Source organism: Paenibacillus sp. FSL K6-1330 (genome assembly GCF_037976825.1).
GTDB lineage: Bacteria > Bacillota > Bacilli > Paenibacillales > Paenibacillaceae > Paenibacillus_AQ.
Genome location: NZ_CP150269.1, coordinates 6,657,501 through 6,678,775, shown reverse-complemented (window position 1 = coordinate 6,678,775; position 21,275 = coordinate 6,657,501). Strand labels below are relative to the sequence as shown.

At 46.9% G+C, this 21,275-nt stretch carries 32 protein-coding genes (1 of these 32 only partly in view); 30 read left to right on the top strand and 2 right to left on the bottom strand.

Features of this window, described 5'->3' with window-relative positions; translation table 11 throughout:
* Positions 1 to 3: 3 nt before the first annotated feature.
* From rplN to NYE54_RS30425, 29 genes are all read left to right on the top strand, one after another.
* Positions 4 to 372 (top strand): 50S ribosomal protein L14, encoded by a 369-nt coding sequence (gene rplN, locus NYE54_RS30565; RefSeq protein ID WP_006212911.1) that lies wholly within the window; start codon positions 4 to 6, stop codon positions 370 to 372.
* 78 nt (positions 373 to 450) lie between these two features.
* On the top strand, positions 451 to 807 hold the full coding sequence (gene rplX, locus NYE54_RS30560) for a 50S ribosomal protein L24 (protein ID WP_076326222.1): 357 nt from the start codon (positions 451 to 453) through the stop codon (positions 805 to 807).
* A gap of 28 nt (positions 808 to 835) precedes the next feature.
* On the top strand, positions 836 to 1,378 hold the full coding sequence (rplE, locus tag NYE54_RS30555) for a 50S ribosomal protein L5 (RefSeq protein WP_076326221.1): 543 nt from the start codon (positions 836 to 838) through the stop codon (positions 1,376 to 1,378).
* A gap of 46 nt (positions 1,379 to 1,424) precedes the next feature.
* The gene (locus NYE54_RS30550) at positions 1,425 to 1,610 is read left to right on the top strand and encodes a type Z 30S ribosomal protein S14 (protein ID WP_074961883.1); all 186 of its coding nucleotides are present in this window, start codon (positions 1,425 to 1,427) and stop codon (positions 1,608 to 1,610) included.
* A gap of 33 nt (positions 1,611 to 1,643) precedes the next feature.
* A complete protein-coding gene (gene rpsH, locus NYE54_RS30545) occupies positions 1,644 to 2,042 on the top strand; it encodes a 30S ribosomal protein S8 (protein WP_006212908.1) in 399 nt (132 codons plus the stop codon).
* A gap of 29 nt (positions 2,043 to 2,071) precedes the next feature.
* Positions 2,072 to 2,614, top strand: coding sequence for a 50S ribosomal protein L6 (gene rplF / locus NYE54_RS30540; RefSeq protein WP_076326220.1), 543 nt, complete (start codon positions 2,072 to 2,074; stop codon positions 2,612 to 2,614).
* Between the two features lie 111 nt (positions 2,615 to 2,725).
* Complete coding sequence (gene rplR, locus NYE54_RS30535) at positions 2,726 to 3,094, top strand: 50S ribosomal protein L18 (protein ID WP_076326219.1); 369 nt, start codon at positions 2,726 to 2,728, stop codon at positions 3,092 to 3,094.
* A 26-nt stretch (positions 3,095 to 3,120) separates the two neighbouring features.
* Positions 3,121 to 3,618: a 30S ribosomal protein S5 gene (gene rpsE, locus NYE54_RS30530; protein ID WP_009589212.1), complete on the top strand. Its 498-nt coding sequence runs from the start codon at positions 3,121 to 3,123 to the stop codon at positions 3,616 to 3,618.
* 12 nt (positions 3,619 to 3,630) lie between these two features.
* Positions 3,631 to 3,816, top strand: coding sequence for a 50S ribosomal protein L30 (gene rpmD, locus NYE54_RS30525; RefSeq protein ID WP_076326218.1), 186 nt, complete (start codon positions 3,631 to 3,633; stop codon positions 3,814 to 3,816).
* A gap of 46 nt (positions 3,817 to 3,862) precedes the next feature.
* Positions 3,863 to 4,303, top strand: a complete 441-nt coding sequence (gene rplO, locus NYE54_RS30520) for a 50S ribosomal protein L15 (RefSeq protein WP_006212903.1) — start codon at positions 3,863 to 3,865, stop codon at positions 4,301 to 4,303.
* A complete protein-coding gene (gene secY / locus NYE54_RS30515) occupies positions 4,303 to 5,601 on the top strand; it encodes a preprotein translocase subunit SecY (protein ID WP_339268312.1) in 1,299 nt (432 codons plus the stop codon). Before rplO ends, secY begins: the two co-directional genes overlap by 1 nt.
* 89 nt (positions 5,602 to 5,690) lie before the next feature.
* Positions 5,691 to 6,335 (top strand): adenylate kinase, encoded by a 645-nt coding sequence (locus NYE54_RS30510; RefSeq protein ID WP_009589204.1) that lies wholly within the window; start codon positions 5,691 to 5,693, stop codon positions 6,333 to 6,335.
* Between the two features lie 5 nt (positions 6,336 to 6,340).
* Positions 6,341 to 7,093 (top strand): type I methionyl aminopeptidase, encoded by a 753-nt coding sequence (gene map / locus NYE54_RS30505; RefSeq protein ID WP_076326216.1) that lies wholly within the window; start codon positions 6,341 to 6,343, stop codon positions 7,091 to 7,093.
* Positions 7,094 to 7,097: 4 nt separating this feature from the next.
* Positions 7,098 to 7,409 (top strand): KOW domain-containing RNA-binding protein, encoded by a 312-nt coding sequence (locus NYE54_RS30500; RefSeq protein WP_339268310.1) that lies wholly within the window; start codon positions 7,098 to 7,100, stop codon positions 7,407 to 7,409.
* Between the two features lie 2 nt (positions 7,410 to 7,411).
* Complete coding sequence (gene infA / locus NYE54_RS30495; RefSeq protein ID WP_006212898.1) at positions 7,412 to 7,627, top strand: translation initiation factor IF-1; 216 nt, start codon at positions 7,412 to 7,414, stop codon at positions 7,625 to 7,627.
* A gap of 131 nt (positions 7,628 to 7,758) precedes the next feature.
* On the top strand, positions 7,759 to 7,872 hold the full coding sequence (gene rpmJ, locus NYE54_RS30490) for a 50S ribosomal protein L36 (protein WP_003333770.1): 114 nt from the start codon (positions 7,759 to 7,761) through the stop codon (positions 7,870 to 7,872).
* A gap of 20 nt (positions 7,873 to 7,892) precedes the next feature.
* Entirely contained in the window at positions 7,893 to 8,261 is a 369-nt protein-coding gene (gene rpsM / locus NYE54_RS30485; protein WP_006212897.1) for a 30S ribosomal protein S13, read from the top strand.
* Between the two features lie 19 nt (positions 8,262 to 8,280).
* Positions 8,281 to 8,676 (top strand): 30S ribosomal protein S11, encoded by a 396-nt coding sequence (gene rpsK, locus NYE54_RS30480; protein ID WP_006212896.1) that lies wholly within the window; start codon positions 8,281 to 8,283, stop codon positions 8,674 to 8,676.
* A gap of 134 nt (positions 8,677 to 8,810) precedes the next feature.
* Positions 8,811 to 9,755, top strand: a complete 945-nt coding sequence (locus tag NYE54_RS30475; protein WP_071221012.1) for a DNA-directed RNA polymerase subunit alpha — start codon at positions 8,811 to 8,813, stop codon at positions 9,753 to 9,755.
* Between the two features lie 39 nt (positions 9,756 to 9,794).
* Complete coding sequence (rplQ, locus tag NYE54_RS30470) at positions 9,795 to 10,160, top strand: 50S ribosomal protein L17 (RefSeq protein WP_071221011.1); 366 nt, start codon at positions 9,795 to 9,797, stop codon at positions 10,158 to 10,160.
* Positions 10,161 to 10,611: 451 nt separating this feature from the next.
* Positions 10,612 to 11,394, top strand: coding sequence for a tRNA pseudouridine(38-40) synthase TruA (gene truA, locus NYE54_RS30465; RefSeq protein WP_339268307.1), 783 nt, complete (start codon positions 10,612 to 10,614; stop codon positions 11,392 to 11,394).
* A 309-nt stretch (positions 11,395 to 11,703) separates the two neighbouring features.
* A complete protein-coding gene (rplM, locus tag NYE54_RS30460) occupies positions 11,704 to 12,141 on the top strand; it encodes a 50S ribosomal protein L13 (protein ID WP_076326214.1) in 438 nt (145 codons plus the stop codon).
* Positions 12,142 to 12,161: 20 nt separating this feature from the next.
* Positions 12,162 to 12,554 (top strand): 30S ribosomal protein S9, encoded by a 393-nt coding sequence (rpsI, locus tag NYE54_RS30455; RefSeq protein ID WP_006212891.1) that lies wholly within the window; start codon positions 12,162 to 12,164, stop codon positions 12,552 to 12,554.
* Positions 12,555 to 12,882: 328 nt separating this feature from the next.
* A complete protein-coding gene (locus NYE54_RS30450) occupies positions 12,883 to 13,335 on the top strand; it encodes a MarR family transcriptional regulator (protein ID WP_076326213.1) in 453 nt (150 codons plus the stop codon).
* A gap of 16 nt (positions 13,336 to 13,351) precedes the next feature.
* Positions 13,352 to 15,001 carry an MDR family MFS transporter gene (locus tag NYE54_RS30445; protein WP_339268305.1) on the top strand — a complete coding sequence of 550 codons (1,650 nt, stop codon included), beginning with the start codon at positions 13,352 to 13,354 and terminating at the stop codon, positions 14,999 to 15,001.
* A 190-nt stretch (positions 15,002 to 15,191) separates the two neighbouring features.
* Positions 15,192 to 15,884: a phosphoadenylyl-sulfate reductase gene (locus tag NYE54_RS30440; RefSeq protein WP_339268303.1), complete on the top strand. Its 693-nt coding sequence runs from the start codon at positions 15,192 to 15,194 to the stop codon at positions 15,882 to 15,884.
* 57 nt (positions 15,885 to 15,941) lie between these two features.
* Positions 15,942 to 17,111: a sulfate adenylyltransferase gene (gene sat / locus NYE54_RS30435; protein WP_339268301.1), complete on the top strand. Its 1,170-nt coding sequence runs from the start codon at positions 15,942 to 15,944 to the stop codon at positions 17,109 to 17,111.
* Positions 17,112 to 17,181: 70 nt separating this feature from the next.
* Positions 17,182 to 17,955 carry an N-acetylmuramoyl-L-alanine amidase CwlD gene (gene cwlD, locus NYE54_RS30430; protein ID WP_339268299.1) on the top strand — a complete coding sequence of 258 codons (774 nt, stop codon included), beginning with the start codon at positions 17,182 to 17,184 and terminating at the stop codon, positions 17,953 to 17,955.
* A 64-nt stretch (positions 17,956 to 18,019) separates the two neighbouring features.
* Positions 18,020 to 19,114, top strand: a complete 1,095-nt coding sequence (locus tag NYE54_RS30425) for an Mrp/NBP35 family ATP-binding protein (RefSeq protein ID WP_339268297.1) — start codon at positions 18,020 to 18,022, stop codon at positions 19,112 to 19,114.
* A 66-nt stretch (positions 19,115 to 19,180) separates the two neighbouring features.
* Here NYE54_RS30425 and gerD read toward each other — a convergent pair whose 3' ends face one another.
* Positions 19,181 to 19,885: a spore germination lipoprotein GerD gene (gene gerD, locus NYE54_RS30420; RefSeq protein ID WP_339268295.1), complete on the bottom strand. Its 705-nt coding sequence runs from the start codon at positions 19,883 to 19,885 to the stop codon at positions 19,181 to 19,183.
* Positions 19,886 to 20,130: 245 nt separating this feature from the next.
* Here gerD and NYE54_RS30415 point away from each other — a divergent pair, with 245 nt between their 5' ends.
* Complete coding sequence (locus NYE54_RS30415; RefSeq protein ID WP_076326206.1) at positions 20,131 to 20,724, top strand: KinB-signaling pathway activation protein; 594 nt, start codon at positions 20,131 to 20,133, stop codon at positions 20,722 to 20,724.
* A gap of 44 nt (positions 20,725 to 20,768) precedes the next feature.
* Here NYE54_RS30415 and pdaB read toward each other — a convergent pair whose 3' ends face one another.
* Positions 20,769 to 21,275, bottom strand: partial view of a polysaccharide deacetylase family sporulation protein PdaB gene (gene pdaB / locus NYE54_RS30410; RefSeq protein ID WP_076326205.1) — the 3' portion only. The gene runs 297 nt beyond the window's last position; the window shows 507 of its 804 coding nt (coding positions 298–804); its start codon lies off the right edge, out of view; it ends in the stop codon at positions 20,769 to 20,771.

The following is a 21,275-nucleotide window of genomic DNA, read 5'->3' as shown; positions in this document are numbered from 1 at the left end:
TAAATGATTCAACCATTTACACGTTTAGCTGTTGCTGACAACTCCGGTGCGAAGGAACTGATGTGTATCCGCGTATTGGGTGGTACTGGTCGTCGTACAGCTCAAATCGGTGATTTGATCGTATGTTCCGTCAAACAAGCAACACCAGGCGGCGTTGTCAAAAAGGGTGATGTAGTAAGAGCGGTAGTCGTTCGTACGAAACGTTCTGTACGTCGTAAAGACGGATCCTACATCTCATTTGACGAGAATGCAGCTGTTGTTGTTAAAGACGACAGAAGCCCACGCGGAACTCGTATTTTCGGACCAGTTGCTCGCGAACTTCGCGAAAGAGACTACATGAAAATCGTTTCCTTGGCTCCGGAAGTAATCTAAATAACACCCCAAAAAGTGACGTAACTTTTCGGGAACCCGATAAATAGTTGAACTGGCTAGTCATAGGAGGTGTAACGAATGCCTAAAGTGAAAAAAGATCTGGAATCCCATAGCAACAAACTGCACGTGAAAAAGGATGATACTGTTATCGTCATCAGCGGTAAAGACAAAGGCAAAAAAGGCCGTGTCATCGCAGCGTACCCTCGTGAAAATCGTGTTTTGGTTGAAGGTGTGAACATGATCAAGAAGCACCAGAAGCCAAACCAAATGAACCCACAAGGCGGTATCATCGAGAAGGAAGCTCCGATCCATGTATCGAACGTTATGCACGTTGATCCGAAGAGCGGAAAAGTAACCCGTATCGGTTACAAAGTACTGGACAACGGTAAAAAAGTTCGCGTAGCAAAAAGATCCGGAGAAGTTATCGATAAATAAGACGGTTTAGAAAGGAGGTCCTTGAATCATGGCAGCAAGAATGAAAGAACGTTTTTTGAACGAAGTAACTCCTGCTCTGATGCAGAAGTTTAGCTATAAGACAGTAATGCAAGTACCAAAAATCGAGAAGGTTGTCGTCAACATGGGTGTAGGTGACGCTGTAGCTAACTCGAAGGTGCTTGATTCCGCTGTGAACGACATGCAGCTGATTGCTGGTCAAAAACCGGTTATCACCCGTGCGAAGAAATCCATCGCGGGATTCAAACTGCGTGAGAACATGCCTATCGGTGTGAAGGTAACACTGCGCGGTGAGCGTATGTACTACTTCCTCGACAAGCTGTTCAACGTTACACTTCCACGTGTACGTGACTTTCAAGGCGTGTCCACGAAAGCATTTGACGGACGCGGTAACTATACGCTCGGTCTGAAAGAGCAACTCATTTTCCCTGAAATTGAGTATGACAAAGTGGATAAAGTTCGCGGTATGGACATCGTTATCGTAACGACTGCTAAAACCGACGAAGAATCCCGTGAACTGCTTGCTCAACTGGGCATGCCTTTCGCGAAATAAGACGGTTGTCCTTTTCTCCGAAACTATTTAGGAGGTGTCAGGCTAAGTGGCAAAAACTTCGATGAAAGTTAAACAACAACGTACACCGAAATATAAAGTACGGGCATATACCCGTTGTGAACGTTGTGGTCGCCCACATTCGGTACTGCAGAAGTTTAAAATTTGCAGAATTTGTTTCCGTGAATTAGCTTATAAAGGCCAGATTCCTGGCGTGAAAAAAGCAAGCTGGTAAGAAGTTTATAAACGGGAAGGAGGTTTATCCTACATGACTATGTCCGATCCAATTGCAGATATGCTAACTCGTATTCGTAACGCGAACACGGTTCGCCACGAAACAGTAGAAATGCCTGCTTCGACGATTAAAAAACAAATCGCTGACATTTTGAAGCGTGAAGGCTTCATCCGTGATGCAGAGTTTGTGGAAGACAATAAACAAGGGATCATTCGTGTATTCCTGAAATATGGTTCCAACAACGAACGTGTAATCACAGGTCTGAAAAGAATCAGCAAACCAGGTCTTCGCGTTTACACGAAGAGCAACGAAGTACCTCGCGTACTTGGTGGTTTGGGTATTGCGATCATCTCCACGTCTAAGGGAGTTATGACCGACAAAGAAGCTCGTCAATCCAAAGCTGGCGGAGAAGTTCTCTGCTACGTATGGTAATCAACGTCACAAGATAGGAGGTGTAATGAATGTCCCGTATTGGTCGTAAACCAATTGCTATTCCTAACGGTGTGGAAGTCACACTGGATAACACTGTAATCACTGTAAAAGGACCTAAAGGTACCTTGACTCGTGAACTGCATAAAGACATGCAAATTACAGTAGAAAACAACGAGATCAATGTTGTTCGTCCTTCCGACAACAAAACACATCGCTCTCTTCACGGCACGACCCGCAGCGTTGTCTCAAATATGGTCAACGGTGTAACTGAAGGATTCTCGAAAAACCTTGAGTTGGTAGGTGTCGGGTACCGTGCAAGCAAAACCGGAGATAAAATCGTTCTGAACGTGGGTTACTCCCACCCAGTTGAAATTACACCGGAAGCTGGTATCGAATTCGAAGTACCAACAAACACAAAAATCACCGTTCGCGGTATCGATAAAGAGCGCGTAGGTGCATACGCAGCTAAGATCCGTTCCGTACGTGAGCCTGAGCCATACAAAGGTAAAGGTATTAAATACGAAGGTGAACGCATTATCCGTAAGGAAGGTAAAGCTGGTAAGAAGAAATAAGTTAGCTAACCGGGGTCTCACCTGGTGGATAACTTACTTCTTCTCCCATACTTACCCGATGCGTCTAAAAGCGAAGCTCTTAAGGCAAAACTGAAGGGAGGAAATGGAAACATGATCACGAAACAAGACAAGAACAAAGCTCGTCTGAAAAGACACCTGCGTGTCCGTAAGAAAATCCAAGGCACAGCAGAACGTCCACGTCTGAACGTGTTCCGTTCTTCGAAACACATCTATGCTCAATTGATCGACGATGTGGCTGGCGTGACTTTGGCATCAGCTTCTACGTTGGATAAAGAATTGGCTACTGATATCAAGAACGGCGGAAGCGTTGAATCCGCTCGTAAAGTCGGCGAACTCGTTGCAAAACGTGCTGCAGACAAAGGTTACAAAGTGATCGTATTCGATCGCGGTGGATACTTGTATCATGGACGTATTCAAGCACTTGCAGAGGCAGCTCGCGAGGCAGGCCTTGAATTCTAAGATATTTTCAAAAGGAGGTAAACGACTTGCGTGTAGATCCTAACACTTTAGAACTGACTGAAAGAGTAGTAAACATTAACCGCGTTGCTAAAGTTGTAAAAGGCGGACGTCGCTTTAGCTTTAGCGCACTGGTAGTTGTCGGTGATGGCAAAGGTTGGGTAGGAGCAGGTATCGGTAAAGCAGGCGAAGTACCGGATGCAATCCGCAAAGGTATTGAAGATGCTAAGAAAAACCTGATTCACATTCCACTTGTTGGAACAACTATTCCTCACCTCGTAACAGGTCACTTCGGAGCAGGCCGAGTATTGTTGAAGCCGGCATCTGAAGGTACTGGAGTTATCGCTGGCGGACCGGTTCGTGCAGTACTTGAACTGGCTGGCGTAGGCGACATTTTGACAAAATCTCTAGGTTCTTCGAACTCCATGAACATGGTCAATGCGACTTTGGAGGGATTGTCCCGCCTGAAGCGTGTTGAAGATGTTGCCAAGCTTCGCGGCAAATCCGTCGAAGAGCTGTTGGGTTAAGGAGGGAATCTCATGGCTAAACTTGAAATCACCCTCGTACGCAGCGTGATTGGTCGTCCAGAGGATCAGCGTGCAACCGTGAAAACACTCGGACTTCGTAAACTCAACCATTCCGTGGTTCAAAGCGACAATGCTGCAATTCGCGGAATGATCAAGAAAGTAAATCACCTGGTTTCTGTTAAAGAAATCGAAGGTTAATCCCGGGCAACGTATTCCCGGACATATTAAGGAGGTGCAACGAACGATGAAGTTACATGAGCTGAGCCCAGCACCTGGATCCCGCAAAGAGCGCAAGCGCGTTGGACGCGGTACTAGTAGTGGTACGGGTAAAACATCGGGTCGCGGTCACAAAGGACAAAACTCTCGTTCCGGCGGTGGTGTACGTCCAGGTTTCGAAGGTGGACAGAACCCATTGTACCGTCGTCTTCCGAAGCGCGGTTTCGTAAACCCAACTCGGAAAGAGTACGCGATTGTGAACATCGAAGAACTTAACAGCTTTGCAGCAGGTACTGAAGTGACTCCAGAAGTTTTGGTTGAGAGCGGTATTGTTAACAATACAAAGAGCGGAATCAAAATTCTTGGCAACGGTGAAGTTACCGTTTCTTTGACTGTAAAAGCTAATAAGTTTTCTCAATCTGCGGTAGAGAAGATCGAGGCTGCCGGCGGTAAAACCGAGGTGATCTAATGTTTAAGACCCTGAAAAATATATGGCGTGTGGATGACCTTCGCAAGCGTATTTTGTTCACCTTATTCGTTCTGATCATCTTCCGTATTGGATCATTTGTTCCAGTTCCCGGCGTTAACAAAGATGTTTTTACCCAGACGAATCAGGCAGGCAATGAGTTGTTCGGTCTTCTTAACACGTTCTCGGGGGGCGCACTATCGCAGTTTTCGATCTTCGCCCTTTCGATATTTCCATATATTACTTCGTCCATTATCGTGCAGTTGTTGTCGATGGACGTCATTCCAAAGTTTGCGGAATGGAACAAACAAGGGGAACACGGGAAGAAGCAGTTGGCTCAAATTACTCGTTATGGTACGGTAATATTGGGATTGATTCAGGCGTTCGGTATGTCTGTCGGGTTTAACCGCCTGTATGGCATGGATATGGTGCCTGGAGCAACCACTATCGACTTTGTCGTGATCGCAATAGTGCTTACCGCAGGTACATCATTCTTGATGTGGCTCGGCGAACAGATTACGGAACGCGGAATCGGTAACGGTATTTCGATCATAATCTTTGGTGGTATCGCTGCTGGTATTCCAATGCACATTCGGACAACGATTGAATCGAATTTCATTCAGGATGGTCAATTGTTTATGAACATTCTGAAGGGTGTTATCATCCTTCTGATTTTGATTTTGATCATTACCGGTGTTGTATTCATTCAGCAAGGTATCCGTAAAATTCCGGTTCAATACGCGAAGCGTGTTGTAGGAAACAAAATGTACGGCGGACAGAACACACACATTCCACTCAAGATTAACGGTGCAGGCGTTATCCCGGTAATCTTTGCGATGTCATTGCTGCAATTCCCGGTTATCCTAGCCAGCTTCTGGGCACACATGAATTGGGCGAAGTGGATTACGGCGAACCTGGCTTATGACAGCCCGCTTGGAATGGTACTGTATGTGCTCATGATCATTGGTTTCACGTTCTTCTACACCTTCGTGCAGATGAATCCGAACCAAATGGCTGATAATATGAAGAAGAACGGCGGCTATGTTCCGGGCATTCGTCCTGGTAAAGCTACCGAGAAGTATCTGACTCGGGTTATGACCCGTCTGACCATGACAGGAGCGTTGTTCCTGGCCGTGATCTCCGTACTTCCGGTGTTCTTTGGATCACTTGCAGGTCTTCCGCGTACGGTTCAGATCGGTGGTACTTCACTCTTGATCGTCGTCGGTGTTGCACTGGATACGATGAAGCAGATCGAAAGCCAACTGATCAAACGTCACTACAAAGGTTTTATCAATAAATAGGCGATAGGTTCCGGCGAGTGGTCTGTATCGCTTCCCGGCGCCTATTGTGTTGTTCTTGCTAGTCAATCAAGGGGAGGGAGTGACGTAAGGTGAACATCTTATTCATGGGTCCTCCTGGGGCAGGAAAAGGGACGCAAGCAGAAAACATCGTGAATGAATTCGGTATTCCTCACATTTCAACGGGCGATGCATTTCGTCTCGCGATCAAACAAGGAACTCCCATCGGGATTAAAGCGAAGGAATTCATGGATCAAGGTCTGCTGGTACCGGATGACGTAACGATTGGTATTGTGGAAGAGCGTCTACAGCAGTCCGATTGCGAAAAAGGTTTTTTATTGGACGGTTTTCCAAGAACCCTTTCGCAAGCGGAAGCGCTGGATGACATTCTCGCCCGCTTGAATACTGGTCTCGATCACGTCATCAACCTGAAAGTTGATCGGGAAAAGCTTCTGGCTCGCCTTACTGGCCGCCGGATTTGCAAAAACTGTGGTTCGACTTATCATGTGATCTTTAATCCTCCTAAACAGGAAGGCATTTGTGATAAATGCGGCGGCGAATTGTACCAGCGCTCCGATGATAACGAAGAGAGCGTCGGCATTCGTTTAGACGAATATATCAACAAAACAGCACCACTCCTCACGTTTTATGAGAACAAAGGTCTTTTGCGTCAAATCGATGGTGATCAGGAAATCGACGCGGTTTCATCACAAATTGCGTCTATACTGAGAGGTTAAGTATAATGATCATTTGTAAATCCGAAACGGAACTGAGCTTGATGAGAGAAGCAGGAAGGATCGTGGCAGAATGCCACAAACTCCTTGCCGCTCATGTAGAACCGGGCATTACGACCGGGGAACTTGACCTTATGGCCGACAAGTTCATTCGAAGCCAAGGCGCTGTGCCATCTTTTAAAGGCTACAACGGATTTCCTTCCAGCATTTGCGCATCAGTCAACGAAGAATTGGTGCATGGATTTCCAGGCAAACGCAAATTAATCGAGGGTGATATCGTTACGTTTGATATCGGTGCACAGTACCAGGGTTACCATGGTGACTCGGCATGGACCTACGCGGTAGGAGAGATTTCCGAAGAGGCCCAGCGTCTGCTGGACGTAACGGAAGGATCGCTCTATGCTGGACTTGCGCTAATCAAACCCGATGTCCGCTTGTTTACAATCTCTCATGCCATACAGCGTCATATCGAGGATGCAGGTTTCTCTGTCGTCCGGGAGTACGTTGGTCATGGTGTGGGTACCGAACTGCATGAGGATCCGCAAATTCCGAACTATGGCATCCCTGACCGTGGACCAAGACTCAAACCGGGCATGGTGCTCGCGATCGAGCCGATGGTCAACGCGGGTAAGCGAAATGTCAAGACGCTGGAAGACAACTGGACGGTTGTAACGGTAGACGGCTCACTATGTGCTCACTTCGAGCATACGGTAGCAGTCACGCCGGATGGCATGGAAATTTTGACGAAGCTGCCGGAATAGGGTGATGAAATTGAATAATGAACTCACGCTTCAACCCGGTCAGATTGTTAAGATACTGAAAGGCAGAGATGCCGGACAGTATGCCGTTATCGTTTCGATTGAGGACAGCAGGTTCGTGTGGATCGCGGATGGGGACAAACGCAAGTTTGACGGGGCCAAGAAGAAGAACGTTCTTCATCTTGAACCTCAATCCTACATTAGCAGTGAAGTGGTAAACAGTTTGCAAGAAAGCGGTCGGGTTACAAACGGTAAACTGCGTTTCGCACTGGACCGGTTTGTATCCGATAAATCCAAAGCAGATCAGAAAGGAGACTAACTGTGGCTAAAGAAGATGTCATTGAAGTCGAAGGAACGGTCATTGAGCCGTTGCCGAATGCTACCTTTAAAGTCGAGCTGGAGAATGGTCATCAGATTCTCGCTCATGTTTCCGGAAAGTTGCGGATGCACTTTATCCGTATCCTTACAGGAGACAAAGTGGTTGTACAACTCTCGCCGTATGATTTGACCAAAGGTCGTATCACGTACCGTAAATAGATTTAAGGTTCCCCTGGGGAATCAAGGAAAGCTGCGAAGCGGTTTTACTGACGTAAAACTCAGCAGCGGTAACAAACTACTTTAGTTTCGAAGCTGGTTTTACAACGTAAAACTTGGAGGAGGTAATTAGCATGAAGGTAAGACCTTCTGTAAAGCCTATTTGCGAAAAATGCAAAGTCATTCGCCGCAAAGGGAACGTAATGGTTATCTGTGAAAATCCGAAACACAAACAAAAACAAGGTTAAAGAAGGGGGTGTAGCGTAAAATGGCTCGTATAGCTGGTGTGGATTTACCACGTGACAAACGCGTTGAGATCGCCTTGACTTACATTTTCGGAATCGGTAAAACGACTTCCCAGAAAGTATTGAAAGAAACTGGAATCAATGCAGACACTCGTGTCCGTGATTTGACAGAAGATGAAGTCAGTAAATTGCGCGAAACGATCGACGGTATGGTTAAGGTAGAAGGTGACCTGCGTCGTGAAATTTCCTTAAATATTAAACGTCTCACGGAGATCGGCTGCTACCGCGGTATTCGTCACCGTCGTGGATTGCCTGTTCGTGGTCAACGTACTAAAACGAATGCTCGTACACGTAAAGGTCCTCGTCGTACCGTAGCGAACAAGAAGAAATAAGAAAGGGGGATAATAGACAATGGCTAAACCAAAAAAAGTCGTACGTACTAAACGTCGTGACCGCAAAAATATTGAAAGTGGCGTGGCTCATATCCGCTCCACATTCAACAATACAATCGTAACGATTACGGATCCTCACGGAAACGCGATTTCTTGGGCAAGCTCCGGCGGCCTTGGATTTAAAGGTTCCCGTAAGTCGACCCCGTTCGCTGCGCAAATGGCTGCTGAATCAGCTGCCAAAGCGGCTATGGAACACGGTATGAAAGCGGTGGAAGTAATGGTTAAAGGTCCTGGTGCTGGTCGTGAAGCAGCAATTCGTTCTCTGCAAGCAGCAGGTCTCGAAGTAAACCTGATCAAAGACGTTACACCAATTCCACATAACGGATGCCGCCCACCAAAACGTCGTCGCGTATAATGAAGTCATCCTGTTAATGTGGTATAAATCCGTTGCAATCTGCTAATAATGGTTGTTTAGGCATACTACTACATGGATTACTGGATAAGATGACAGTTTCATATAGGAGCGACGTTTGAAGGAGGGGTACTTGCGTGATTGAAATCGAAAAGCCGAAAATTGAGACCGTTGATGTCAATGAAGATGGAACCTATGGGAAATTCGTAGTTGAGCCTCTGGAGAGAGGGTATGGCACGACGCTGGGGAACTCGCTTCGCCGCATCTTGTTATCCTCACTACCGGGCGCAGCAGTCACATCGATTCAAATCGATGGCGTACTGCATGAATTTTCCACGATTCCGGGTGTCATGGAAGACGTGACCGAGGTCATCCTGAACCTGAAAGCTTTGTCTCTGAAAATTCATTCCGATGAAGAGAAAGTGTTCGAGATTGATGCGGAGGGTGAAGGGGTTGTTACTGCTGGTGACATCCGTGCGGATAGTGATGTGGAGATTCTGAATCCAGATCTTCATATTGCAACGCTCGGCCCTGGTGCAAGACTTCATATGCGTATTTTTGCCAGTCGCGGTCGTGGCTATGTCCAGGCGGATCGGAACAAACGCGATGACCAGCCTATCGGCGTCATTCCCGTCGATTCGATCTATACTCCGATTAGCCGTGTTAACTACGGCGTGGAAAATACGCGTGTTGGTCAAGTAACCAACTACGATAAACTGACGCTTGAAATTTGGACGGATGGCAGCATCCGCCCGGAAGAAGCTGTTAGTCTCGGCGCGAAAATCTTGACTGAGCATCTGTTCCTCTTCGTAGGTCTGACCGACGAAGCGAAGGATGCAGAGATCATGGTTGAGAAAGAAGAAGACAAGAAAGAAAAAGTACTTGAAATGACGATCGAAGAGCTGGATCTTTCCGTTCGTTCCTACAACTGCTTGAAACGTGCCGGCATTAATACGGTACAGGAGCTGACCACGAAAACCGAAGAGGATATGATGAAAGTTCGGAACCTCGGACGCAAATCCTTGGAGGAAGTTCAAGAGAAGCTTGAAGAGTTGGGCCTGGGACTTCGTACGGAAGAATAGCATAGATTCGGCTTAGCTTAGCAAAGGAGGGAAAAACACATGGCATACCAAAAGTTGGGCCGCGATTCCAGTGCGCGTAAAGCGTTGTTCCGTGACCTGGTAACCGACCTTTTCTTATATGAGCGCATTCAAACGACTGAAGCCAAGGCGAAAGAAGTTCGTTCGATCGCTGAGAAGTTGATCACAAAAGCAAAAAAAGGTGATCTTCACGCTCGTCGTCAAGTAGCTGCATTCGTGCGTCGTGAAACAGTAGACGGTGAACAAGATGCAATCCAAAAATTGTTCTCCGAAATCGCTCCTCGTTACTCCGAGCGTCCAGGCGGATACACTCGTATCCTGAAATTGGGTCCTCGTCGTGGTGACGCAGCTCCAATGGTTTACTTGGAACTGGTAGATCGCGCGTAAATTAGCTTTGTTCCATTGAAGTGACTGTAGTTATGTATGCCCGGCTCTGTAGATGTTTATTCTTAGAGCCATGAACGGGAAGTGGTGCGAGATATAGTCGATCATCTGGTTCGACTCGTCTCGACTACTCCATGGGCAATAATAACGGGGACCTTCTAGTCATGTGGCTGACTCGAAGGGTTCGGCTTAACATGATGAAAAGGAGCTCCTATGGGGCTCTTTTTTGATGGATATAGAATTATAAGTTATCAGTAAAATCCCCGATAGAGGTTTTCTTAAGATATCAGAAAGTATAAACTTCGAAGCTTGTGACTTCCTGTTATCGCAAGAAAAACTTCCGCTAAATGCGGTCTGTCATCTGTGAAAGTACGTCGATAGAAGTTTTTCTTATAATGTGTACAGGCTTTCGTTGGCGCAGTGTTTTTCGATGAAAGCACTCAGGAGGTCAGCAATGCGTAATCTTCTGATGAAGGTCAGTTACGACGGTACCGATTATAACGGCTTTCAGACCCAGCCCGGTGGCCACACGATTCAGGATTATTTGGAGGAAGCGATCCGCCGTTTGTCTGGTGAACAGCTCAAGATTACGGCTTCTGGCCGGACAGATGCTGGGGTGCATGCTCGTGCCCAAGTATTCAATTTCTACACTGCTTCTCCAATTCCCGTCGAGCGTTGGTGTATGGCATTAAACACCTGGCTGCCGGAAGATATCGTGGTTTCGGATGCGATGGAGGTACCCATGGAATTCCATTCCCGCCACGCAGCGAAACGCAAAACCTATCGTTTTACCATCAATGCAAACCAATATCCGGATCTATTCAACCGGCGGTACCAGATCCACCATCATGGGAAACTGGATATCGCAGCGATGGAGCAGGGACTTTCTCATCTGATCGGAACGCATGACTATACAACGTTTGCGTCACGGAAGTCGACGAAGCCGTCCCACGTTCGTACTATTTTTGATGCTTGGATCGAGAAGGACACGTCCATGTGCCGTCCGGGTACGAGAGATCAAGGAGTCATTCATACGTACGTATCAGGGAACGGGTTTCTGCAGCATATGGTTCGGATCATTATGGGGACGTTGATTGAGGTAGGGGAAGGCAAGCGCCATCCGGATGACATGTTGGTCATACTGGAAGCCAAAAACCGGGCAGCAGCCGGTCCAACAGCCATGGGCAAGGGCCTGATGTTATGGGAAGTGGAGTATGATATCACCGGAAACGATTAATCTCAATGACCGTTGATATCAGACCACGGAAAGGGCTATCACAACAAAAAGAAGAAATTCCTTATGGCTGTGATAGGCGGCTTGTTTGAATAACACGCATGGTGTAAGGTGGAAAACCAAAAAACACTTGCGGATGTGGGCGTAATCCTGTATTATATAAGTTGTGTTTTCTTAACGGCTCTCCCACAGCCCCGGTTAAGAAAATGCCGAATGCAAGACTGCAATAACATGACAATGCTTTAAACATGAACGAAGATAAATAATGAAAATTAATGATGATTTTCGGACGAATACAAGGAGGAACTATACATGCGTACCACCTATATGGCGAAGCCAAATGAAGTTGAGCGCAAATGGTACATCGTTGATGCCGAAGGCAAGACGCTTGGCCGTTTGGCAAGTGAAGTTGCGGCTCTGATCCGCGGCAAACATAAGCCTCAATTCACTCCACATGTTGACACAGGGGATTTCGTGGTTGTTATCAACTCCGAGAAAATCCACCTCACTGGCAAAAAGATGGAGAACAAAAAATACTATCGTCACTCCATGCATCCAGGTGGATTGAAAGTAACTACAGCTCAAGACCTGATTGCGAAATTCCCAGAGCGTGTAATCGAAAGCGCGGTTCACGGCATGCTTCCTAAAACTCGCATGGGCGAGAAAATGAAGCTGAGACTGAAAGCATATGCAGGCACAGCACATCCACATGAAGCACAAAAACCAGAAGTTTACGAACTTCGCGGTTAATTAAAAAGGAGGACAGTTTCATGGCACAAGTACAATACTATGGGACAGGTCGTCGTAAACACTCGGTAGCACGTGTACGCCTCGTACCGGGTGAAGGACGCATTGTCATCAATAAACGTGATATTAATGAATATTTCGGTTTGGAAACACTCAAACTGATCGTTAAACAACCTTTGAATCTGACAGAAACACTGGGCAAATATGACGTGCTTGTCATCGCTCACGGTGGCGGTATCTCCGGTCAAGCTGGAGCAATCCGTCACGGTATCTCCCGTGCTCTTCTGAAAGCAGATCCAGAATTCCGTCCTTCTCTGAAAAGAGCTGGATTCCTGACTCGTGACCCACGTATGAAAGAACGTAAAAAATACGGTCTTAAAGCGGCTCGTCGCGCTCCTCAGTTCTCCAAACGTTAATATTTACGATTTACCAAGCCCTTGGCCATTATGGTCAAGGGCTTTTTTATGCTATCCGAACGTAGTTTGTCCACAAAGATATGCACATCATTGACAACACATGTGGAATTCGGTCGCCACAATTGAACAGGTTGTGCACACCATGTGCACAACCTGCGGATAGAAGGATGAACATATGGATGAACTTACATCGTTAACCACTTGACTTCATATGTAAATAGAGATATATTATTAATTGCGAATTAATTAACAACTTAAATAATTAATATTTAAACATTAATTAAATAAGTAATTTTCGGAGCACAGAAGCAGAGAAGGGGGGATATGGTTGGATCGCAATGAAGAGATTTTCAAGGTGTCGTCGATGTTCCGGGCACTGCTGAAGAACATTTCTCAAGAGTGGAACAAGTCGAGTGCCGGGAAATACAATTTAAGCTTTCCTCAATTTCAGGTGCTGTATGTATTAAAGCTGAGGGGGCCTCTGAAGGTATCGGAGCTTGCCGAAGCTTTGTCTTTGACACCGCCGGCTATAACTGGTCTAACAGACAAATTGGTTGCGGAAGGATACTTACAGAAAGAGCGTGCTGAGGATGACCGGAGAGTTGTCAACATTACACTCTTGGAACCGGGTCTGGATGTAATTAGGAAAGTGAAGAAGGATCAGAAGGAAATGATTCAGGGTTTTTTTAATATCCTCGCTGAGGAAGACATTCGGCATTTGAGAAGAATCTTCTCCTTGATGCTGTCAAACCTAGATAAAGACAATCACAACAAAGGGTAGAGGTGGAGCATATAGCATGGAGCATTTAACGCTTAAACGTAAAGTTTCAATTATGATAGCAATCATGGCTGCGATGTTCTTCGCAGCCATTAACCAGACGATAACGAGCACCGCAATGCCGCGGATTATCGCCATTCTGGATGGCATGGATTATTACACATGGACCATCAATATTTATTTGTTAACATCAACGATCGCAACCATACTGGTAGGTAAGCTGTCCGACATGTTCGGACGTAAGCCGTTTATTTTGATAGGTATATTATTTTTCATGTTAGGGGCTTTCCTAACGGGTACATCAACAGACGTGTACCAATTCATTATTTATCGTGGTATTCAAGGTATTGGTGCCGGTATTATTCAGTCAACCGCATTTATGTCGGTCGGTGACTTGTTCCCACCGCGGGAACGTGGCAAGTGGATGGGGCTGATGACAGCGGTATTCGGTTTCTCCAGTGTCCTTGGTCCTACGCTGGGCGGCTACCTGGTCGATAATATCGAATGGCGTTGGTTATTCTGGATCTTCCTGCCGCTGGGTGTAGTAGCCTTTATCATGATCTGGACGTTATTTCCCAAGGTCGAGCGCAAACCTGGTCAGTCCATTGACTATCTGGGTTCCCTGTTCCTTACAACGTCTATCGTTCCTTTACTGCTCGCCTTCTCTTGGGCAGGTACGGAATATCCTTGGGGATCACCGCAAATTATCGGCCTCATAGCGGCTTCGGTCGTATCAGCCCTCATCTTTATCCTTGTTGAGATGAAAGCGAAGGAACCGGTACTGCCGCTTAGTTTGTTCAAAAATAGTGTCGTTACAGTTTCCAATCTGATTGGATTTTTTATGAACTTCGGTCTGATGGGCGCCATGATTTATATTTCCTTCTACGTTCAAGGTGTACTTGGCATTTCACCAACCTATGCGGGATATGTAACTATACCTATGTCGATTTTCATGATGGGTACGAGTGCCGTAGCAGGTCAGCTTATTGCTAAGAGTGGTAAGTATAAACGTTACGCACTTCTTGGAGTTCCAATTATGATGGTCGGCATGGGAATTATGGTGTTCATGGACAACATCTGGCTCACTGTGGTTAGTACCATTATTTTCGGTATTGGTCTTGGTTTAGGTATGCCTGTATTTTCGCTGGCTACGCAGAATGCGGTACCCCACAATGAGCTTGGTGTAGCAACGGCTTCATCCCAATTGTTCCGTAATCTTGGCGGTACAATCGGGATCGCGGTTATGGGTACGGTTATGTCGAATAACCTGACGAAGAACCTGAAGGAATCTCTTCAGTCGGCTAATGCACCGGATTTTAGCGCTGTGGATCCGCAGCTAGCCCAGAAGATGCTCTCCTTCGCTAATCCACAGACACTGATGAATAAACCGCTGATCGAGCAGACGCAGGCAAGTCTTCCTGCTGATGTACAGCCTTTATTCGTGCAAATGATCGACAGTATCCGCGATGCACTTGGAAATACATTATCGATGGTGTTTCTCACAGGCACGTTAGTGCTCGTCGTTGCATTGCTGCTCGTATTCTTCTTGAAGGAGATTCCGCTGCGGACGTCGAATCAGACACCTGCTCCCAAACCCGAGGATTCGGAAGGGAAAAGTGCCGGAGCTGCTACTAAAGTTAAAGAGGTATCGGTGGCAACAACAGACTAAGATTGGTATTTGTCAAAATGTTTGGAAATCGAAGAGACAGAAGACCCTTTCTGCTTATGCAGGAAGGGTTTTTTCGTTTTTCATGGTATCGATTTGATGGTTGACATTTATTAGGAATGTTTTATACTGTATTTAATTCATATTATTTCAGTAGGATTATCGGGATTAATATCGGGGGAGGCATCCAATCATGAATTTGCTGGAGAAAGAGGAATTGATCCGAGTGCAAGCAGAAGAGCTTGAGCATGCATCAGCTGAGGAAGTCATCGCATTTGCGATCAAGACATTTCCCAATATAACGTTTGCTTGCAGCTTTGGAGCAGAAGATGTGGTATTGGTGGATATGATTCAAAAGATTAGCCCGTCGACGGATATTTTTTACCTGGATACCGATTTTCATTTCACAGAAACATACGAAACGCGGGATCGTATGGCCGAACGTTACGGCCTGGAATTCGTGCGGGTCTCTCCGCTCATTACGCCGGAAGAGCAAGCGGCTCAGCATGGTGAAGCATTATGGAGCGTCAACCCCACTGAGTGCTGCAACATCCGAAAGGTAGAACCATTGACTCGGATTCTGTCTCAATATGAGGCTTGGATTACAGGGATACGAAGAGATCAAGCGCCTACCCGAGCTAATTCGAAGAAGATTGAGTACGATACCAAGTTCGGGTTGGTGAAGTTCAATCCGATCGCAGGCTGGACTAGCGAGGATGTGTGGAACTACATCCGAGCTAACGATATCATCTACAACCCGCTGCATGATCAGAATTATCCGAGTATTGGCTGCGAATATTGCACACGACAGGTGATGCCAGGAGAAGATCCACGTGCTGGACGCTGGTCAGGCCATGAGAAGACGGAATGCGGACTTCATAAATAAACCAATCATGATTGACTTAAGATCGTACAGTTACAGCATAAGAAGGAGGAATTATTCATGACAGCCATACTCCCTCATGGCGGCACGCTGGTACAGCGGGTAGCCCAAGGAGCAGAGCGTGAAGATTTATTGAAACAGGTCGACACTCTTCATAAGATCCCTGTAAACGCTTGGAGCATCTCGGACCTGGATTTGATCGGGGTCGGGGCATTTTCGCCATTGCAAGGATTTTTGAACGAGCAGGATTACAAGTCTGTGGTTTCCTCTATGCGTTTATCGGACGGTACGGTCTGGAGCATACCGGTTACACTGGCTGTTGATGAGTTTACAGCGGCTAAACTTGTCGTCGGCGAGAAGGCGGCACTTGTAGGCGAAGAAGATGGTGTCGTCTATGGCGTTATCGATGTAGAGAGCGTCTACCAGGTGGATCAGCAAGTCGAGGCTGTTCAAGTATTTAAGACGGATGATCCGGAGCATCCAGGCGTGAAGAAGCTCTTTGAACGTCCTTCGACCTATGTAGGCGGACCGATCCAAGTACTGAATCGTCCACAACCGGAACGGTTTGGCGAGTTTTATTTTGATCCGGCAGAGACTCGCGAACAGTTCAAAGCCAAGGGCTGGAATACGGTTGTAGGCTTTCAGACACGTAATCCGGTTCACCGTGCACATGAATATATTCAGAAGAGTGCAATGGAAATCGTAGATGCACTGTTCCTCAATCCGCTTGTAGGAGAGACCAAATCGGATGACGTTCCTGCCAATGTGCGAATGAAGAGCTATCTGATCTTGTTGGAGAACTACTATCCCGCCGATCGCACCTTCCTGGGCGTATTTCCGGCTGCCATGCGTTACGCGGGTCCTAGGGAAGCCATATTCCATGCCATGGTTCGTAAAAACTATGGATGCACCCATTTTATCGTGGGGCGGGATCACGCAGGAGTCGGTGACTACTACGGCACCTATGAGGCACAGGAAATTTTTAAAAATTTCACTGCAGAAGAGTTGGGTATTACCCCGCTGTTCTTCGAGCACAGCTTCTTCTGCACCACTTGTGGAAACATGGCCTCAAGCAAAACATGCCCGCATCCTAAGGAAGATCATTTGACTTTATCCGGTACGAAGGTCCGTGGCTTGCTTCGCGAAGGGCAGTGTCCGCCGCCGGAATTTACGCGCCCGGAAGTCGCGCAAGTACTGATCGAAGGGATGAAAGAGCAGATTACGGTATAACCAAGGCATAATTAGCCACCTTGTCCCATATGATGGAGTAGAACAACTCATGGGACGAGGTGGTTTTGTTATGTCCAGGCGGAGAACGGATAAGGTTACGTTGTGGATATCGTTGAAGAGAATTAAGCAGACCCTGATTGGAGCTGTGCTTCTGGCACTGCTCATTATCGTTGTGACATACGAAATCCCCTCTGCCAAAACGTCGAATACCTGGAGTTTACCGCTTGCCGGTAAAGTCATTGCCCTTGATGCAGGACATGGCGGGCCAGATGGCGGGGCGGTAAGCCGACAAGGTGTTATAGAGAAGGATGTAAACCTGGCCATCACCTTGTATTTGCGTGATTATTTGCAGCAGGCAGGTGCGCTCGTCATTATGACAAGAGAAGGAGATTACGACCTGGCTGCAGAAAGCACAAAGGGGTATTCCAAGCGGAAAACGGAAGACCTCAAACAACGTGTACGGATGATCGAGGATAGTAAAGCGGATCTGTTTATCAGCATGCATCTGAACAGTATTCCATCTAATCGATGGAGAGGGGCGCAGACCTTTTTTCCTCCGAATAACGGGGAGAGTAAAAAACTCGCCGAATTGATTCAGGCTGAAATCAGACATAACCTGGAGAATACGCAGCGTCTGGCCAAAACGGATGACAAAGTATTTTTGCTTCAAGCCCTACGCATGCCATCTGCACTGGTAGAGGTCGGTTTCTTGTCCCATCCCGAGGAATCCGAATTGCTGCGTGATGAGAAGTATCAAAGAAAGGTCGCAGCTTCCGTATATAATGGCATTTTGCGGTATACCTCCGGAGAGTCCGCCAGCGAGTCGTCACAAGCTGCAGAGTAATGGTATAATGGACAGGAAATATCGAAACATTGTCTATTCCATTACATAGAGCAGAGGTGCTTATATGCTGACTAGAGAAACGGTACAAGAGATACTCCAGCCTTTACGCGATCCCGAAACCGGGAAGAGCCTGATGGAGCTCCAGCGTATTCGAGATATTGTTGTAAAGGAACGCACGGTCCGATTATCCGTGACGTACAGTAGTGAAGATGTACGCGCTTCCCTGGAAGCGCAGATCAGAGAAATTCTTGAAGCTATGGGGGCGGAGGATATCCATATCCGCATGCGTCCTCTAGACAATGCCGTTAGCGGAGCAGCCCAGGAGGAAGCTAACGATCGCGAGAAGCTGACAAAAGGGCATGCTGCCGGCATGGAGCAGAATACGCTTCTTAGCGAGCAGTCCGGCGTTCATTTCATTGCGATTGCAAGCGGCAAAGGCGGCGTCGGTAAATCCACTGTTACAGTGAATCTAGCTGCAGCTTTGGCACGCCAAGGCAAGAAGGTCGGTTTGATTGACGCGGATATTTACGGCTTCAGCGTACCGGACATGATGGGCATTGAAGAGGGGCCATCCGTAAGCGAAGAGGGCGTCATCCATCCGGTTGAGCGTTTTGGTGTCAAGGTAATGTCCATGGGCTTCTTCATCCGCGAGAATAGTCCGGTGATTTGGCGCGGACCGATGCTTGGCAAAATGCTGCGTCAATTCTTCACGGATGTCGCTTGGGGGGATCTGGACTACATGCTGCTTGACCTCCCGCCAGGAACAGGCGATGTAGCTCTTGACGTGCATCAGATGATTCCTCAGAGTAAAGAGATCATTGTAACCACCCCGCATGCTACGGCGGCTTTTGTTGCTGCCAGAGCGGGTGCCATGGCCTTGCAGACCGATCATGAAATCTTGGGCGTCGTGGAGAATATGTCCTATTATGTCTGCTCCCATGGCGGGGAGAAGGATTATGTATTTGGTCGTGGAGGCGGAGGGAAGCTCGCCGAGACGCTTCATACCGAGCTCCTCGCGCAGCTTCCATTAGGAGCGCCGGATAACCACCCTTCAGAGCCGGATTTCTCCCCATCTGTGTATAAGGCAGGTACCGAGAGCGCAGGGATCTACGATGAGATAGCTGCAAGAATTGCAGCCAAGCTTGGGGAATCCGTTTAGACGAGGTCCATATATTATGAAAGAAGCTCCCTGTGTAGGGAGCTTGTTTTGTTTGTGAAAAATGGCCTAGCTGCCACTGCCTTCTTCATTACCGCCACCGCCGTCGCCACCGCCGCCACCGTCACCACCACCGCCTTGCTCTTCTTGTCCTTTTCCCTCGCCTTGTTTTTTCTTCTCCACTTTAGGCTGAAGTTCGTCTTTCACAACCGTTTTGAGCAGTTCCATTACCTCCATGCGGAAAAGCGGATTCTGCATAGCTTCCTGCATCACGGTCATGGACTGTTTGCGATAGTCCGGGGTATTGGTCAATTCAAGAAACGATTTCATTACATCGGGAGACTTTAACATATCCTGAATCGATTTTTGATACGTCGGGTCCTTGATGAGCTGCATATGCAGCTGCTTGCTCTCGGAATTGATGGCTTTGGCAAAATCACCAGCGAATTTCGGATCGGTCATAATCTTTTCAATTTCTTTTTTATACTCCTCCGACACCAGTGTATCCTTAACAGCCACCCGAATTTGATCCCCTGATTGGGCGGACATCATCCGCATCCCCATCGAGCCGCCACCACCGGAGGAACCGGATCCGCTGCTAATCGCTTCCTCTACCGCTTTTTTACCTTCGTCGGTTTTCAGAATGTCGACCACCATGGATTTGATTTCTTTATATCCGAGCTGCGGGGACGAGCTTTGTTCTGTACCACATGCGGTAAGCATCACGGCAGCAACGAAGACGATAATACATAAACGAAATAACGGCCATTTCATTACCGTTGTCCTCCTTTTTTCAAAATCATTGAATTTATAAGTTTTCAGCGAAGCCGAACAAATTCGATAATCGTAAAAAAAACATCCTCTGCATGCGGGTTTGTCTTATGTGAAAGTACGCCGACAGATGTTTTTCTTACGTTTCTTCGCATAGTATGTGATGGATTTGCAGAAATATGTCGGATTCAGAATGGTTTTTTATTGTGAACGTTGGTAAAATAATGATCTGTGGGGGTGGAAGTTAGTTGAGCTTACGAAAGTGGTCTAAATTGTTTTTGAAAACGCTGCTCGTTGGGGCAGTGGCGGCATTAATCGTAGGTCTGATCCTACAGTTGTTTAATGGCGCGATCGAATTCACGGGAATGGCCGATTTATTAATATACCCGCTGATTTTGTTGGGCTCTGGGGCACTGGTGAGCGTATATTCCCAGATGGGCTTTTTTGCATACCTGACTTTGAATTATATGGGGATAGGCATATTCCGCAGGAAGACTTGGCAATACATTCAGATTGTGTTGGCCGTTCTTGCCTTGCTGGAGCTGATGTTCTTCCGTACCTTTGTGGGCGGATCCACTAGCTTGCAGCAAGATTTGATTTTGGGTATTTCCATTTTGGTGATTGCCGTTGTTGTTGCTTATCTCAAAGTGAAGAGTACAAATGCTAATGCATGGATTCCTACCCTCTTCTTTATGATGGCGATTTCCATTGTGGAGATTATCGGTGTACTGCAAATTGGAGTCAGCAATGCCACAATCTTTATGGTGGTACCATTGCTGATCTGTAATGCATACCAAATTCTGACGCTTCATAAAGTTACACAAGACGAAAAAAAGAGCTAACACCTTAGCTCTTTTTTTGTTAAGCATTATTCAATTACAGGGCTCTATAGTCCGCCGGCATCCTCGATGCTCTTTTGCAATGATGCGTGATCACGAACCTCAGTGCCTTGGGTGCTGCCCTGTTGAAGCAGATCGGTTACCGTAACGAACTCATACCCTTTATTACGAAGTTCCTTGATGATGAGAGGGAGTGCTTCATGGGTTTGTTTCACAGAGTCACTGGCGTGCATTAGCACGATGTCTCCCGGATGCGCTTTGGAGACGACGCGGTCCACAATTTTGTCGACGCCGATATTCTTCCAATCCCTGGAGTCGGTATCCCACTGGATCACCGTGTAGTTAAGACTTTGGGCTATACCGAGCACTCTTTTGTCAAAATCCCCGTTAGGCATCCGTATTAATTTGGGTTCTTGTCCGGTCATTGCGGTTAAAATAGTATGTGCCGAAGAAATCTGCTTGCGTATTTCCTCATCGGTGAGTGTGCTGTAATTATCGTGCTTGAAGCCATGGCTCCCGATTTCATACCCGTTTTCTTTAATGGCATTCACAAT

Excerpts from the sequence above, each read along its gene's own strand:
- rplR (WP_076326219.1), top strand. The coding sequence starts at position 2,726 with ATGATCACGAAACAAGACAAGAACAAAGCTCGTCTGAAAAGACACCTG.
- sat (WP_339268301.1), top strand. The coding sequence starts at position 15,942 with ATGACAGCCATACTCCCTCATGGCGGCACGCTGGTACAGCGGGTAGCC.
- rplF (WP_076326220.1), top strand. The coding sequence starts at position 2,072 with ATGTCCCGTATTGGTCGTAAACCAATTGCTATTCCTAACGGTGTGGAA.
- NYE54_RS30425 (WP_339268297.1), top strand. The coding sequence starts at position 18,020 with ATGCTGACTAGAGAAACGGTACAAGAGATACTCCAGCCTTTACGCGAT.
- NYE54_RS30500 (WP_339268310.1), top strand. The coding sequence starts at position 7,098 with ATGAAATTGAATAATGAACTCACGCTTCAACCCGGTCAGATTGTTAAG.
- gerD (WP_339268295.1), bottom strand. The coding sequence starts at position 19,885 with ATGAAATGGCCGTTATTTCGTTTATGTATTATCGTCTTCGTTGCTGCC.
- rplX (WP_076326222.1), top strand. The coding sequence starts at position 451 with ATGCCTAAAGTGAAAAAAGATCTGGAATCCCATAGCAACAAACTGCAC.
- rpsM (WP_006212897.1), top strand. The coding sequence starts at position 7,893 with ATGGCTCGTATAGCTGGTGTGGATTTACCACGTGACAAACGCGTTGAG.
- rplQ (WP_071221011.1), top strand. The coding sequence starts at position 9,795 with ATGGCATACCAAAAGTTGGGCCGCGATTCCAGTGCGCGTAAAGCGTTG.
- rplO (WP_006212903.1), top strand. The coding sequence starts at position 3,863 with ATGAAGTTACATGAGCTGAGCCCAGCACCTGGATCCCGCAAAGAGCGC.
- NYE54_RS30440 (WP_339268303.1), top strand. The coding sequence starts at position 15,192 with ATGAATTTGCTGGAGAAAGAGGAATTGATCCGAGTGCAAGCAGAAGAG.
- rpsK (WP_006212896.1), top strand. The coding sequence starts at position 8,281 with ATGGCTAAACCAAAAAAAGTCGTACGTACTAAACGTCGTGACCGCAAA.
- rpsI (WP_006212891.1), top strand. The coding sequence starts at position 12,162 with ATGGCACAAGTACAATACTATGGGACAGGTCGTCGTAAACACTCGGTA.
- NYE54_RS30445 (WP_339268305.1), top strand. The coding sequence starts at position 13,352 with ATGGAGCATTTAACGCTTAAACGTAAAGTTTCAATTATGATAGCAATC.
- rpsH (WP_006212908.1), top strand. The coding sequence starts at position 1,644 with ATGACTATGTCCGATCCAATTGCAGATATGCTAACTCGTATTCGTAAC.
- rplE (WP_076326221.1), top strand. The coding sequence starts at position 836 with ATGGCAGCAAGAATGAAAGAACGTTTTTTGAACGAAGTAACTCCTGCT.
- cwlD (WP_339268299.1), top strand. The coding sequence starts at position 17,182 with ATGTCCAGGCGGAGAACGGATAAGGTTACGTTGTGGATATCGTTGAAG.
- rplM (WP_076326214.1), top strand. The coding sequence starts at position 11,704 with ATGCGTACCACCTATATGGCGAAGCCAAATGAAGTTGAGCGCAAATGG.
- truA (WP_339268307.1), top strand. The coding sequence starts at position 10,612 with ATGCGTAATCTTCTGATGAAGGTCAGTTACGACGGTACCGATTATAAC.
- rpmD (WP_076326218.1), top strand. The coding sequence starts at position 3,631 with ATGGCTAAACTTGAAATCACCCTCGTACGCAGCGTGATTGGTCGTCCA.
- rplN (WP_006212911.1), top strand. The coding sequence starts at position 4 with ATGATTCAACCATTTACACGTTTAGCTGTTGCTGACAACTCCGGTGCG.
- map (WP_076326216.1), top strand. The coding sequence starts at position 6,341 with ATGATCATTTGTAAATCCGAAACGGAACTGAGCTTGATGAGAGAAGCA.
- rpmJ (WP_003333770.1), top strand. The coding sequence starts at position 7,759 with ATGAAGGTAAGACCTTCTGTAAAGCCTATTTGCGAAAAATGCAAAGTC.
- secY (WP_339268312.1), top strand. The coding sequence starts at position 4,303 with ATGTTTAAGACCCTGAAAAATATATGGCGTGTGGATGACCTTCGCAAG.